The sequence below is a fragment of the Marinococcus salis genome (genome assembly GCF_054971365.1).
On record NZ_JBQOJB010000005.1, the window covers coordinates 1 to 14,520 of the forward strand.

The following is a 14,520-nucleotide window of genomic DNA, read 5'->3' on the forward strand; positions in this document are numbered from 1 at the left end:
GGTTGGATGATATTGGATATAATTTCCAATATTTACTTCTATGACCAACATTTGTTTTCAAACCTGCAACTTAAAAGTAACAATAAAGTAAATTCCATTTATTGACACATTAACCGAACAAAGCGAACGGGAATTCGGGGAAATAAGCAGCAAAAGCAGAGCGCGAGCTCGAAAAAAATATTCATGGAGGGAAACTTGTGGAAGGTACATTTACCGACTGGAATTTTGCCAAGGACAAAAGTACAATAATTACCGTAACAGCTCCCGTAAAATAGTATCTTTTCTTTATTATATTACTGAAAGGCCTGATACCATTGCTTCCTATTACGTTTCACTATGTCCATACCCCGGGACGGCTCATCGAGGACCGCAATGAGTTTCGCCACTACCATTCTTTAGAATGGAAGCATCATTTCGACAGCAATTTTATTTCCTTTAAACAAATGCCGACGACTGATTACTTTCAGAAAATCGAAGCCCGTCTACGCGACTTTCACAGAGTCCGCGGCCAAAATCACTTAAAATTTCATTTTCCGCCAAATACAGAACTCCCGCAGGCGTTAAACCAGTACCTGCACAGCTCCCTCTACGATGTGAGCGTTATGGAGCTGTATGCCATCCAGCCCGCTGAATTTCCCCGGGAGGTGCTACCTGAGGGATGCAGCATCCAGCGCGTTGATGTGGAGAGCCTTCCCGCTTTTCTCGCTATGCAGCTTGAACAGGACCTTCCTTTCGGAGAAGCATACGCTGCCCAAAAACAACAAATGCTCGAGCAGCAGTTTTATGACGCTTCATTTATTCAACTGATCGCTTATTACCACGGCCGCCCTGCCGGCTTTGTTGAACTGATTGCCAGCGGTCACGCTGTGGAAATGGATAATCTGTTCGTCCATGATGATTTGCAGCGCAAAGGCATTGGCCATGCCCTGCAGCAATTCACCATGAATCTGTTCCCCGATAAGGCAGTCTTTCTCGTGGCAGACCAGGAAGATACACCGCGCGATATGTACCGGAAACAGAACTATGAGCGCCTTGGCTTTCAGTACACCGCTATTTTCCAATAAATACGGTCCTATGCAAAAAGACGCCCGCGAAAGGCGTCTTTTTTTAATCAGTACATCATATGCATAAACAAAGCAATAATGGGAATGGCGATTAAGGTACGCTGAAAAAAACATACAACCAATTCCCAGAGTTTTACTGGCATTCTCGTTGCTTTAATAACAACAATCGATTCAGAAAAGAACACAATTTGTACTAACGAGAGCGTCGTTACAAAATAAACCGCTCCTGCTTCAAGTGCTGCTAAATCTCCTGCAATCAAAAGAACCGGCAGAAACATTTCGGCAATACCTACGGGGATCGATGGTGCAATCATTGCCGCATTAGGCACGCCGAGAATATTTAAAAGCGGGATGAATGGCATGCCCAGCCAGTTAAACAACGGAGTATACTCAGCGACAATCAGGCCGGTAATACCAATAGAAGCAAGCATTGCCACTACCCGCGGAAGCACACCGAGTGCCCCCGTCACACTCGCCTTCACTTCTGAGCCAAGCGGCCGGGCTGTTTCAGCTCTTTTGGCCGCACGCTGGAAGCCACGAGGAACAATGCCAAGCTCAAACTTTGTCTCCCCCTGTCTTTCTTCTTCTGTCTGCTCCCGTCCGTCAAAATAAACGTCTGGCTGCTTCGACAGAGGTGGAATCCGAATCATAAAGAAAGAAATAATAAACGCAATCAGCATACCGGAAAAATATACCTGCAGAAAATCCTGACTCAGTCCTGCTGTGTTAATGACCAGCACGGCAAACCCGACACTGACTGCACTAAAGCTTGTAGCAATAGCCACGGCTTCGCGTTTTGTGTAAACATTCATGCGATACAAACTGCTTGTAATCAAAATAGCTACAGACGAAGCACTGACAAACGAAGAAATAGCATCGATTGTGCTTTTACCGGGCACTTTAAACAACGGACGCATAACCGGCTCCAGTATCGACCCGATAAAATCAAGTGCTCCGTAATTTAAAAGCAGCGGCATAAACACAGCGGCCAGCGGAATGATCCAGCCAACGGTAAGCACAATCGAAGGGATAATCGTGCCGCCTGTATCCGGACCGACCATCCACTCCGGACCGGTGAATCCAGCCAAGCTGTCGTGAAGAGCGTAGACTGACATAAAGACTGCACCCAGCACGTAAAAGAAAATGTGTACGCCCGTGTCTCCCCCGTAATAGTTTAACAGTCGCCCGCTTCTTTCCGGAAACAACTTCACGTATATACTCATGACGGCATTAGCGAGTACCATTACCGTAAAAAGCCACAAACTAAAAGGCACAGAAAGGTTCAAAAGAAAGTTATACAAGTAGCCAAAAACGACATCAGTTTCCCCGTCCACTACTACCGGAACAAAGAAAACAATTACAGCAATGGAGGTCAGCAGAAATGATTTGATCAATCCTTTTCTCAGCTGTCCCCGGCTGATTTTCTGTTTATCCAGTTCCTTCCCCTCGAGCGGTGCTGTGTCTCCAGGATTTTTTTCCATATGGTCCAAATCCTCGTCAGCTATATTCTTCATTTACATACTCCTTCCTGCGAAACATTTTACCTGATTAGCTTTTTACATCGTTGATTTGGCCGCCTCTGCGCTTTTCCATCCTTTAAAGGAGCTGATGTCTTCTCCTTTAGCACTGCTTTCGCAAATAAACCCCATCACGTCGCGTCCATCGTTTAGCTTGATCGTGCCGATTCCTAACGGAGCAGGAATCTTTGCGGCAAACTTTCCTATCTCTTCGATTGGCATCTGCCATAGTTCAACGTCGATTTCTTCTCCCGCCTCTTCCCGTATTAAGCCGGGCTTGGCCGGTTCGCTGTTTAGGCGTATCAGTTTATATTCCGGAGCCGTCGATGCTTCTTCCACGAATTCAGCACGATGTTCGGTCATCTGTTTTTCAAGTGGAAAACCTCTCATGTGAAGCCCGCATACGGCGATCAGCTTTTCGGCTGGTTCTTCCGGCAGAGAAAGCTTTTTCCGCTGCCAGCTTTCTGCTGCCCCCATTAGCAGGTTTTCGGCATCTGAACGGCTGAACAGCGTTACGCCAAAAGGCACCTCTGGTGCTGCTTGCCCGGCTGGCAGCGCGATTGCACTCATATCAAGCAAATTGCAGTGATTCGTATATTTGCCCATATCGCTGTTTGTCTGTACCGGGTCTTTTTGGACCTCTTCTCTTGTCCACGTTCCTCCGCATGTCGGAAGCACGAGCACATTATTTTCGAGCCACCGGCCGGTGTGGTGCTTAATTTCCTGCAGCCGGTGCATCGCTTCAAACAGCTCTGCTGCCCCGTATGCTCTGCCCTCTCCTTTAGAAAGTACTTTTTCGGTTACCGGGAATACGTCGCCGCGGTGCTTTTCTACAAATGAGCCGAGTGCCGCCCAGCGTTCAGCAATCCAGGGGCCATCGTACAGCACCGATGCCGCTTCACTTAGTATGGACGTATTTACATAGGACACTTCCTCTGGCCCTTGTTCAAGTTGCTCGACTGTTTTTTTCCATGCCTGCCGGTACTCCTCTTCATATGGCCCATAAAATTCCGGTTCTTCTTCCGGCAGCAGCCATTTTTTCGGCTTTTGCTTTTGTAAACTTTTAAACGGCTTCGACCAGGGATCACCTGGGTCCACGCCCCGGGCTATCCGATCCACCAGGTGAATATCATTTATCTCCCAGGTGAATACTGTCACACAATCCAGACTTTCACATGCCGGCACGACGCCGCTGATCGGCCAGGCACCAAGCGAGGGTTTCCACCCGATCAGTCCATGCAGCGCAGCCGGGACCCGCCCGGAGCCTGCAGTATCTGTACCGAGGGAAAAAGCAGACAGACCGCACGCTACCGCTACGGCAGAGCCTGCACTCGACCCACCGCTGATCAGTTCATCCTTGTGTGCGTTATGCGTTTCTCCATAAGGGCTCCGCGTACCGACGAGCCCTGTTGCAAACTGATCCAGGTTCGTTTTCCCAACCGGTATGGCGCCGGCGTCGACGAGACGCTCCACTACGGAGGCGTGCTTGTCCGGGGTATAGGTGTATGCTTCGCACCCAGCCGTCGTCGGCCATCCCGCTACGTCGATATTGTCCTTCACGGCGAATGGTACGCCCCACAGCGGCAGCTCCTCCGGCGAAAACGCAGCCAGCCGGTCAATATACGGCTGGATCCGCTCCTTGGAAGGAGGGTAGAGCCAAATGTTTTTGTGTTTATATTTCACGGCCCTTTCGAGAATGCTGTCTACCACTTCTTCGGGGTCTATACTTTTGCTTCGGTAAGCCGTTAACAGCTCCTGCACTGTCAAATGCTCTATCATGTAACCGACACCCCGCTTTCTTTCTCTGCACGCAGGCCGACGATCAACTGACCGGCCTGCACTTCATCTCCGGGCTCCACATGTATGGAAGCCACATAACCCTCTTCCGGAGCCTGCTGCGGAAATTCCATTTTCATACTTTCTTCAATGACCAGCACGTCGCCCTTTTTCACGTACTGTCCCTCTGTCACTTCGACCTTCCATACACTTCCCGGCATGGAACAGCGAACAGCCGTCTCATCTGTTGGCAGCTTTTCTTCAGGCGCCCCGGCATTTCCGTTGTCATCCTCTATATGCTCTGCAATGCCCTGCTCTTTCCAACGTTCACGCTCTGCCTGAAAGGCTGCCTGCTGATTTTCTTTAAACGCTGCGGCACTTTCCTGAATCGATTCTTGAAATGCCAGGTATTCGCCCAGATCGAAGGTGGTTTCTGTAATGTCTGCTTCAAACCGGCCGCGCAGGAAATCCTCCCGCAGTTCCGTCAGTTCTTCATGCGAAACCGCGTAATATTGAATCTGGTCAAAAAAGCGAAGCAGCCACGGTTTTCCAGGTTCAAAACTTTCCGTTGCCTGCAGCCGGTTCCACATCTGGATCGTCCGGCCGACGAACTGATAGCCTCCCGGCCCTTCCATGCCGTACACGCACATATACGCTCCGCCTATGCCTACAGCGTTCTCCGGCGTCCATGTCCGTGCCGGGTTGTATTTGGTCGTGACAAGCCGGTGTCTCGGATCTGTCGGTGTGGCAAGCGGCGCCCCGAGGTACACATCGCCAAGGCCAAGCACCAGGTAATTTGCGTCGAATACTATCTGTTTTACGTCGTCAATACTTTCCAGACCATTGATTCGCCGGATAAATTCCAGATTATCCGGGCACCACGGAGCATCCGGCCGCACGTTTTGCTGGTAACGTTCGGTGGCAAGCTGCACAGACGGGTCGTTCCATGAGAGCGGCAGCTTTACAATACGGGAAGGCACCTGTATCGACTCCAGCGGCGGAAGATTCTCATCAATGCGAAGTACATGATCCGAAGCCTCCTGGACTGTCATCTGCAGCGGATCAATATGAATCTGCAGAGACCGCACCCCTGGAGTCATTTCAATAACCGGGAGCACGCCTTCTTTTTCAATCGCCTCCATGAGCACCTGAACCTGAAAACGAAGCTTTAGATCCAGTTCCATTTCGCCGTATTCCACTAGCAGATACTCATCCCCGCTCATGCGGACTGTGATAGGAAAACGGCGGCCCTGTCGTTCATTGACGAGTAACGGATATTCCGGATCCAGCACATCATTTTCCTTTGGCAGCGTAATGGCTTCTGCTTCCCGTCCCGCTCTTACACTTTCGATCAGCCGCTCCTGCGTTTTTCGAAGATCATTAGCTTGCTCAATCGTCAGCAGCTGAAAATGCACCTTGTCCCCGGGCTGCAGCTGGCCGATTTTCCAAAATTCTGCAGAAGCAGTTGTCACCGGGCAGACAAAACCTCCCAGGCTTGGCCCGTCCGGACCGAGCAGAATTGGCATATCGCCTGTCAAATCAAGCGTTCCAACTGCATAAGCGTTATCATGAATATTGGATGGGTGCAGGCCTGCTTCTCCCCCGTCTTCACGGGTCCAGGATGGTGCAGGTCCAATCAGGCGCACCCCAGTCCGGGAGCTGTTAAAATGCACTTCCCATTCTGCTTCTGCCAGCTGCTGCAAATATTCCGGCTGCAAATATTCCGGCGTGCAGTGCGGGCCGGGGATCATGCCAATTGTCCACTCGCTCTTTAATTCCGGGCGCGTATCCGCAGCAAGCGACTGCTGCTTTTGGCTATCCGAACTTCCGCGGACACCGAGGATGTCTCCCGGGCGCAGAGCTCTTCCGGCATGGCCGCCAAATTCTCCAAGGGTAAACGTGGAGGAACTTCCGAGCACCTTCGGTTTGTCAAATCCCCCTTCAACCAGCAGGTAGGTTCTCATGCCTTCGGTGGTTTTTCCAAACGTCAGTGTCTGTCCTTTCTTTGCTTTCACCGTTTCGTATAAGGCCACGGCTTCTCCTTCAAGAGCAGCGCCCATGTCACTGCCAGTGATACAGAACATGAGATCATCCCGGAAAATGTAGGACCCTCCCTGCAGGGTCAGCTCCAGACCGCTCGCGTCTTCCGCATTGTTCAGAAGTGCATTGCCAAGCCTGAAAGCGAAAGGGTCCATCGGGCCGCAGGGCGGAACGCCGACGTCCCAGTGACCGGTTCTTCCCGGCACGTCCTGCACAGTCGTCTGGATCCCTCCGTCCAGCACCTCCAGTGCTTTTTCCGCTGGGTCAAAATCATTCAGCAGACGGGTGAAAACATGTCCTTCCCGTACACGGGAATCCTGCAGAAGCCTACGGACGTACTGACGGTTTGTGGTGACTCCGTAAAAACGGGTTTCTCCAAGCGCCTCATACAGCTTATCAAGCGCAGCCTCCCGGCTGCCGGCGTGCACAATGATTTTGGCAAGCATCGGATCATACAGCGTCGTCGTCTCCACGCCGTTTTGAATCCATGTCTCATTTCTTGCGTTATTCGACAGCAACACGTGGTCGATATGGCCGGCGCTCGGGCGAAAATCGCGGCCGCAGTCTTCAGCGTACACCCGGGCCTGAATGCTGTGGCCTGACGATGCCGGCACTTTCGCCGCGAGGTTCTGCCAGCTGCCGGCCGCTTCTTTTACCATCCATTCCACCAGGTCAATGCCGAGCACTTCCTCTGTTACTCCGTGCTCCACCTGAAGCCGCGTATTTACTTCCAAAAAGTAAAATGTACATTCGTCCGGATCATATAAGAATTCGACCGTGCCGGCACTTCTGTATCCTGAGGTTTCTGCAAGACGTTCGGCTGCCTGCCACATCGCTTTTCTTGTTTCCTCCGTAATATTTGGGGCGGGCGTTTCTTCCACCACTTTTTGATTTCTCCGCTGCAGCGAGCAGTCCCGCTCCCCTAATGCGACAACCTCCCCGCTTTCATTGCCAAAGATCTGAACTTCAATGTGACGGGCGCTTGGAATGTATTTTTCCAGAAACATACCGCCATCGTTAAAGTTTGCCTCTGCCAAATGCTTGACGTTTTCATACGCTTCATGAAGCGACTCTTCATTTTCACAGATCCGCATGCCGATGCCACCACCGCCGGCCGTACTTTTTAAAATGACCGGGTAGCCGATACCCGCTGCCTCTGCCATCGCTTCCTCCCGGCTATCCAACAGATCTGTGCCCGGAAGCAGAGGGACGCCCGCTTCTTTCGCAGCAGCACGGGCCGTGTGCTTCAGTCCGAACAGCTCCATCTGCTCCGGCTCCGGGCCAATAAACGTAATGTTCTGCTTCGCACATTCACGCGCAAAATCAGCATTTTCACTCAAAAAGCCGTACCCCGGGTGGATGGCATCTGCTCCTTTCTCAAGCGCTGTTTCCAGGATCTTTTGTTCATTCAGATAGCTCTCCTGCGGTGCCCCTTCACCGATATTTACTGCTTCATCGGCGTATGCCACGTGCAGACTATCGCGATCCGCCTTCGTGTATACAGCCACAGACGGAATATTTAATTTATTTAATGTTCTTTCAATTCTGACAGCAATCGCTCCACGATTTGCAATGAGTACCTTTTGAAACATTCAGCCTCTCTCCTTTTAGTAATCTATTTATCCCAGATGAGTACACGAAGTGGCGTTGGATTAAAACCGCTGCACGGATTATTCAACTGCGGGCAGTTGCTTATGAGTGCAGTCACTGCGCACTTGGCTGTCATTTCCACATAGCAGCCGGGCCCTGAAATTCCGTCATCAAAATCCAGGCCGCCCTCCGGCGTAACCGGCACATTCATGAAGAAATTGATATTCGGCGCTATGTCGCGCTTACTGTAATCATGACCATATTTGGCCAGCTGGTACATGAAGGTGTCACGACAGTTGTGCATCGACTCCCGGTCATGGGCGTAGCGGACCGTGTTGCTTTGAGACGAGCAGGCTCCCCCAAGCGTGTCGTGCCGCCCGACCGTGTCGGCTGTGATTTCAAGTAAATCCTTTCCGGATTCGGCTTTTAGTACTGAACCAGTCGTTAAATAAATATTGTTTTGTGCATTAATAGTGTTAATCGCACTGTAATGATCTTCCGGGTGCTGCGTATCAAAAAAGAGTGTATCAGCTGCTTCGTTTCCCTCCACGTCTTCAATCCGGAACACTTGGCCGGGCTGCAGTTCTTTGATCCAGCCTTCGCCGGCCGGAATCAGCTGTTCATATACGGCTGTGTCCGCGGTTCTTTCACTTTGTACCTTTGCTAGCATATTCATGTTAAACTCCCCTTCATACTAGTAATGAATGATATTCCCATGTATTTTCGAACGCCCGTCTGTTTTCCGGATGATAGTTAACGCAATAGTCCTGCCCGTCTGCTTCCTTCACGTCATATACTTCCATTTTCACCGGTACTGACGGAAAGTCTGTTGCCGGATCCTGAGGGTTTGGCGTATTTGAGATGATCATTAAGCTGTTCATTTCCAGACGGATCACTATCGTGTCCCCCGCTTTGGCATGCTCCGGATCAAAATGCATACTGCCGGCTTCGTCGGCATAGATCTTTGAAAATAAATTGATGTTTGGCACCAGGTCTCTTTTTGTTAAGCCGTGACGCATCAGCTCCTTGACGAAGTTTTCTTCACTGCTCCGGTAATAATCGTTCAACAGCTTTTGAAACGTGGTTTCACCGTACCGGCTGTCGGTCCCTGCTCTTGTTGAATAACCGCCGATAGGATCATGCCATCCGGAGCTGTCTTCAATAATGCTTGCCATGGCACGGCCGTTATCAGTCATCAGAATGTTTCCTTTCGTAAATTTCGATGTGTGCTGCGCTTTTAACGAATCGGGCATATTGTAACGGTCTGTTGTATTTTTGGCGTTATACAGCAGAAGTGAAATGTTAGCCCCGTCTTCAAGTGCGGTAAACCGGACTGCTTTTCCCTTTGCCAACACATTCGACCATTTGCTTCCTGCTTCAATTATTTTTTCCATCATGGAGCCTCCTTTAGTAATATAAGCACCTAAAATAAATAAAAAGCCCGGAAGAGTTTTCACTCTCCCGGGCTTTTGTCCCTCCGTGTATACAGGCAACAATGCCTGTACCGCTTTCTCTCGGACCTGCCCTTCTTTTTCAAGAAGCGGAACCCTAGAAAGCATTAGCGTTTCCAGCTGGCGGAAACCTATATACTGTTTTTGCTGTTGATTTGTAGTCTAATCAACATTCCAGCAGAAAACAATCTTCACGTAAGCTTATCTAACATATTAATTTTCAGATTTATTTTTAATTGCATCTTTCACCTGTGAATTATGACTTATCTTTTTTCATTTTTGTTTACTTTATCTTTGAAAAAGGAAACCCTTTACTATTACTCAATCTAAAGGAGAGATACTAATGGCGGAAGATCCAAAAAAAGCAGAACAGTACGTCGATAAGCTGGACCAGGAAGACAAAGACCAGATCATGCAGAACTTTAATACATTTAAAAATTATCTGGGCGACCAGGTGAAAAAAGGCGAAAGCATTGGTCTCGGAGAAAAAGGACTGGCGAAAGCAACCAAGCGTGTGGCCGAACACCTTTCCAAGCATGAAGAGCCTCGCAACCGGGAAGAAAAAGTATTAAACGAGCTTTGGCAGAATGCCGAAAAAGATGAAAAAGACGCTATTGCCAAAGCGCTTGTCCGCATGGTCGATCAAACGAACAAAGACTAAAAAGAAGCACAAAAAATCCCGCTTTTTCAGCGGGTGCTGAAAAGCGGGATTTTCATTTAATCATTGTCATCCGCCCTGTATGGCGTTATAAATAAAGTAAGCAATCACAAGTACTATGGCCACCGGCAGGATAAACTTAAAGAAACAGCCGGCCATACGAATAACCAGGAAAACGAATACGATGAGCAGCAGAATACCTATAATAAATTCCATGAATGCAGCCTCCCTTCCAACCACAGCTATCTATCAAACATTATTAAATAATTTCTGCTTTAATACTGCTAACATATATCTTTCCACCGCTCCTGTTTCGTAAACGTTTCTCCGTATTATTTCGATATTATTACATATTCGTACAAGCAAAAAGCCCTCCTGTAAGGGCTTTTTATTTACTACTATGCGGCTTTGGGCGTTTCATGCGCTTTTGGTTTACGGCCGATTTTTTCTGTTACAGCTGGAACGAAGCGATCAAGTCCGATTTTACCGGCGTTGCCTTTTCCAACCAGGATGAGAATTGCAAGAATAAGCATGATCGGATTAGTCGACACTGTACCTGCCAGCAGAAATGCCATGTTCATCGTTCCTCCGAAGAAGGCGGCAGTGGTGGTAAACAAGCCAACAATTAAGCCGGCACCTACCAGTACTTCCCCCCACATGACGAGAAAACCAAACAGTCCGGCATTTGGAATAGCGACGTTTTCCAGGAAAGCAGTGTACCAGGGATAAGCTGCTGCCGTTTCCCCGCCCTGCATAACCGGTTCAGCGACAGCTCCCTGCAGAAACCCGCCGGGGTTGAAGCCTTCTGTAATTTTTCCCAGTCCTGAGGTGAGCCATGCCCAACCTAAGTACATACGAGCCAGCAGAAACACTACCGCCGCAATCGTCGACTCCTTCAAGAAACGAATAATCATTTTGACCCCTCCTTTTTGTGAATCTATTCACATATTTCTTATCTTTAGTATACCGCATTTTAAATTATTGTGAATATTTTCACATGAATGGACACAAAGTATTCATAAACGTTAAAGAGAAGTCTTCAAAAATAAAAAAGAAAATAAATTTCAAACGTTCGCTTGTGGCGTCTTCCACTATTCAAAAGCATAATATACTATGATTTCTTTTAGGGCTTAGGCTTTGGTATAATAGGATTTATCGCCTGTTCACCTTCTGGCGAAATGTGTCAGAAGGGAGGTGAAAAAATGGTAGCAGAACTTTTATTAACGCACTTTCTTTTTCCTTTCGCATCTACCGTGTTAGGAATCGTATTTGCTGATATGTTGCTAAAGCTAATACGTAAGAAATGCAGGAACAGGCGATGAAAGCAACAAAAAGAGCCTGGATGTCACCAGCATCCAGGCTCTTCCTTTTGGTGAAAAAATGATAGAGAACTTTTATATGCTTATCTTATCATGGCATATACCTCATGTAAACGTTATATGCACTAAGGGCGAAAGACTTTGAAATAAGTAATAAGCAGTCAGGATAGTCTAAAGTTCTTTCAATCTTTTACTGACTTCAGTGAAGTATATCAAACCGTTATCAGAGACCTTCCTCTTAGGCTTTTATTTAGCAATAAAATTTATGGCCTTGGCGGAAAGAAGAAGTAATACATACCGATGCAGCCGCTGGAAAAAATAATTAGATTAACAATATAACCCAGGATATACCATTCACCATTTCTAATACCTACTGCTATAAACACGATCGTAAGAATAATAAAAATACTTCCTACTACACGTTTCATTACTTTTTTCATCGTCTCTCTATCTTTCATAGTTCCCTCCTCAATTAGTTTTTTACAGGAAATGTCCAGGAAACCAAATCATAATTCCAGGGAACAGCCCCAGTCCTACACCGTTTTCAGTGCGCCCGGTCCACTGGTGCCAAAACGCCTGTTCAGTTATTAAGTTTTTCACTCCGTTGATCCATTAGCTGAAGAACGATGGTCAGTATCCATATAACGATACCTGCACCGCTCATAACTTACAGCCTTCTCAGCCGCTCTCATTCCTAACCTTTCAGTTATGATATCAGATGAAACGAACTTATTAGGATGATAATTCCTGCTCCCAACAGTAACCGCCAATAAAATGTGGGAATCCCATCGCTCCATTCCAGCACTGCACGGGCAATGAGCTGAACTCCTACTCCGTAAAAAAGGAGAAGCAGCCCAACGCGGGTGTAGTAGTCCAGGGCAAGCATAACAAGCACGGCGGCCATCAGCAGCACCCCTGAGGCTGCTAATGAATATAGCTTTGATTTCGATAACGTTGTTTGCTGAGTTTTCATTACTATTCTTCCTTTTACCCCTGATTAGTAACAAATATTTCCTTTATTGGTATACCCTTAGGTTCAACTTTACATGTATTCGTTCGTATTAAAAGTAATATCATTCTCTTTACTCCCTCTGTTGAAAATTTTAACTGTATAACGCTAAGCAACATTTTCGCGAAGACCTTTTGGATCGTGCTATAGTTTATTGGCAGAAGGAGGGCTTATGCAATGAATGAAAAATATAATCCACTATTTCAACCATTAACATTACCGAATGGTACAATATTGAGAAATCGCTTTGTGTTAGCGCCGTTAACCCATGTTTCCTCCAATGAGGATGGCACTATATCTGACCGCGAACTTCCATATATTGAAAAACGCTCGGAGGATGTCGGCCTGGCTATTACGGCAGCAAGCAATGTGACAGCTTTAGGGAAAGCATTCCCCGGACAGCCGTCCATCGCCAGAGACTCGGATATCGAAGGCCTGCGCCAGCAAGCTGCTGTCATGAAAAAGAACGGGGCAAAAGCCGTCGCCCAGATTCACCACGGCGGAGCCCAGTCTCTGCCTAAATTGACTCCCGGGGGCGATGTAGCCGCGCCAAGTGAAATTGAACTGGCAAGCTTTGGCGAGCCACAAAAGCATCAGGCTCGTCCTATTTCAAAAGAAGAAATCGAAGAAACAATTCGGGCGTTCGGGGAAGCGACGAGACGTGCGGCCCAGGCAGGCTTTGACGGCGTGGAAATTCACGGGGCCAACCACTATCTCATTCAACAGTTTGTGTCTCCGTACTATAATCGCCGGGATGACGAGTGGGCCGATCCATTCAAGTTTCCACTGGCTGTTGTTGAGGAGGTAACCGCCGCAGCCAGAGAATATGGCGGCGATGATTTTATTGTAGGTTACCGCTTTTCCCCGGAAGAAGCCGAATCTCCAGGGATTACGATGGAGTTGACGAAGGAATTGATTGATAAGCTGGCTGATCAGCCGCTGGATTATTTCCATGTGTCCCTGATGGATATTCATTCCAAAACGCGGGAAGGTCCGTATTATGGACAGAAACGGATTCAACTGATCCATGATTGGATTGACGGCCGTGCTCCGCTAGTCGGCATCGGCTCCATTTTCACGGCAGATGATGCCTTGAGTGCTTTGGAGACGGGCACGGAATTGGTCTGCCTCGGACGGGAGCTGCTGCTCGATTATCAGTTTGTGCGAAAAATTCAGGAGGGTCGCGAGCACGAGATCAATGCCACGTTTGACCCTGAAGAGCCGACGAAATACCATCTTCCAGAGCCGCTATGGCAGCAGCTCTACAACGGATTCTATCCGCTTCCCAGAAATGATGGCTGATATCGTTTAACAGCTAGAAAAGAGAAAGCAATCAAAAGAAAAAGATTAAATTGGAAACCTCAGCCGGATACGTGCTTAAGGTAGTTTTCAAACTCTATATAATAACCAAAGGCCTCCGATGTCGATTCTCGGAGGCCTTTCTCTATCGTTTAACGTTTTCTGCTATGATTGACTATCCATTCAGCTATCTCTTCTACGGTCATTGCTGGCTTCCCGGCAACCATTTGAACCGTAAAGTCTTCAGCTACTTGCTCACCTGCCTCTAGTACATAACCGTTCAAGCCTAAAAACACGTACATTGCCAGGAAAGCTGTTCTTTTATTAGCATTATGGAAAGCGTGATTAAGAGCCAGACTTTGAAACAGGGATGCTGCTTTTAATTCAATAGTTGGATAAGCATCTTCGCCAAATACTGAGTGCTTTGGTCTGTTCACTGCACTGGCAAGCATGTGGTGATCTTTAACTCCCGAAATTTCTTTAGGAGAGTAGCGCTTTATTACCTGTTTGTTCAATTCTGTCACTTGATGGACGGATAAATAATTGACGCTCATCTAACGATCAACCAAGTTTTTGAACGTGTTATCATATTTATTAAAAGCTTCATTTATGAGCGTATTCATTTCATCCTTCGAATCAATTTGAACAGTAACATTTTCTTCTTCATGCAGATCTTTTGTTTCTTCTTGATTGGTAAGAGCTATCATCTTAACACCATCTACAATTACGACCTTACCTTTATATTCTTTGATCTTCTCACTCATAAACTAACACCTCCGTTCGTTAAATTGATTGTA

General features: G+C 47.7%; 14 protein-coding genes and 1 riboswitch. Of the genes, 3 read left to right on the forward strand and 11 right to left on the reverse strand.

Translation table 11 applies throughout. The features are described 5' to 3' along the window. Nucleotides 1-314: 314 nt before the first annotated feature. Nucleotides 315-1,064 carry a GNAT family N-acetyltransferase gene (locus tag ACTTK6_RS06065; protein WP_462832952.1) on the forward strand — a complete coding sequence of 250 codons (750 nt, stop codon included), beginning with the start codon at nt 315-317 and terminating at the stop codon, nt 1,062-1,064. Nucleotides 1,065-1,111: 47 nt separating this feature from the next. On the opposite strand, the gene ACTTK6_RS06070 is transcribed toward ACTTK6_RS06065, so the two are convergent. From ACTTK6_RS06070 to ACTTK6_RS06090, 5 genes are read right to left on the reverse strand one after another with little or no spacing between them, the layout of a single operon-like run. Further along, nucleotides 1,112-2,578 carry a YjiH family protein gene (locus ACTTK6_RS06070; RefSeq protein WP_462832953.1) on the reverse strand — a complete coding sequence of 489 codons (1,467 nt, stop codon included), beginning with the start codon at nt 2,576-2,578 and terminating at the stop codon, nt 1,112-1,114. Nucleotides 2,579-2,620: 42 nt separating this feature from the next. Further along, entirely contained in the window at nt 2,621-4,360 is a 1,740-nt protein-coding gene (gene atzF, locus ACTTK6_RS06075) for an allophanate hydrolase (protein WP_462832954.1), read from the reverse strand. After that, complete coding sequence (gene uca, locus ACTTK6_RS06080; RefSeq protein ID WP_462832955.1) at nt 4,357-7,989, reverse strand: urea carboxylase; 3,633 nt, start codon at nt 7,987-7,989, stop codon at nt 4,357-4,359. The genes atzF and uca overlap by 4 nt, the downstream gene beginning before the upstream one ends. A 23-nt stretch (nt 7,990-8,012) precedes the next feature. Continuing rightward, nucleotides 8,013-8,657, reverse strand: coding sequence for an urea amidolyase associated protein UAAP2 (locus tag ACTTK6_RS06085; RefSeq protein ID WP_462833067.1), 645 nt, complete (start codon nt 8,655-8,657; stop codon nt 8,013-8,015). Nucleotides 8,658-8,676: 19 nt separating this feature from the next. Next, nucleotides 8,677-9,381, reverse strand: coding sequence for an urea amidolyase associated protein UAAP1 (locus tag ACTTK6_RS06090; protein WP_462832956.1), 705 nt, complete (start codon nt 9,379-9,381; stop codon nt 8,677-8,679). A 62-nt stretch (nt 9,382-9,443) separates the two neighbouring features. Continuing rightward, nucleotides 9,444-9,550, reverse strand: a riboswitch (guanidine-I (ykkC/yxkD leader). Between the two features lie 231 nt (nt 9,551-9,781). On the opposite strand from ACTTK6_RS06090, the gene ACTTK6_RS06095 reads away from it, so the two are divergent. After that, nucleotides 9,782-10,099, forward strand: coding sequence for a DUF3243 family protein (locus ACTTK6_RS06095; protein WP_079475368.1), 318 nt, complete (start codon nt 9,782-9,784; stop codon nt 10,097-10,099). A gap of 66 nt (nt 10,100-10,165) precedes the next feature. Here ACTTK6_RS06095 and ACTTK6_RS06100 read toward each other — a convergent pair whose 3' ends face one another. The 4 genes from ACTTK6_RS06100 to ACTTK6_RS06115 all read right to left on the reverse strand — a co-directional run bounded on the left by ACTTK6_RS06100 (nt 10,166) and on the right by ACTTK6_RS06115 (nt 12,388). Continuing rightward, on the reverse strand, nt 10,166-10,312 hold the full coding sequence (locus ACTTK6_RS06100) for a hypothetical protein (RefSeq protein ID WP_158219098.1): 147 nt from the start codon (nt 10,310-10,312) through the stop codon (nt 10,166-10,168). A 182-nt stretch (nt 10,313-10,494) separates the two neighbouring features. Continuing rightward, entirely contained in the window at nt 10,495-11,010 is a 516-nt protein-coding gene (locus tag ACTTK6_RS06105) for a DoxX family protein (protein WP_079475367.1), read from the reverse strand. 668 nt (nt 11,011-11,678) lie between these two features. Then, the gene (locus ACTTK6_RS06110) at nt 11,679-11,873 is read right to left on the reverse strand and encodes a hypothetical protein (RefSeq protein ID WP_462832957.1); all 195 of its coding nucleotides are present in this window, start codon (nt 11,871-11,873) and stop codon (nt 11,679-11,681) included. A gap of 248 nt (nt 11,874-12,121) precedes the next feature. After that, nucleotides 12,122-12,388 carry a hypothetical protein gene (locus ACTTK6_RS06115; RefSeq protein WP_462832958.1) on the reverse strand — a complete coding sequence of 89 codons (267 nt, stop codon included), beginning with the start codon at nt 12,386-12,388 and terminating at the stop codon, nt 12,122-12,124. A gap of 213 nt (nt 12,389-12,601) precedes the next feature. On the opposite strand from ACTTK6_RS06115, the gene ACTTK6_RS06120 reads away from it, so the two are divergent. Then, the gene (locus ACTTK6_RS06120; protein ID WP_462832959.1) at nt 12,602-13,726 is read left to right on the forward strand and encodes an NADH-dependent flavin oxidoreductase; all 1,125 of its coding nucleotides are present in this window, start codon (nt 12,602-12,604) and stop codon (nt 13,724-13,726) included. A gap of 149 nt (nt 13,727-13,875) precedes the next feature. Here ACTTK6_RS06120 and ACTTK6_RS06125 read toward each other — a convergent pair whose 3' ends face one another. Continuing rightward, a complete protein-coding gene (locus tag ACTTK6_RS06125; RefSeq protein ID WP_462832960.1) occupies nt 13,876-14,277 on the reverse strand; it encodes a type II toxin-antitoxin system death-on-curing family toxin in 402 nt (133 codons plus the stop codon). Next, entirely contained in the window at nt 14,278-14,487 is a 210-nt protein-coding gene (locus ACTTK6_RS06130; protein WP_462832961.1) for a hypothetical protein, read from the reverse strand. Nucleotides 14,488-14,520: the final 33 nt, after the last annotated feature.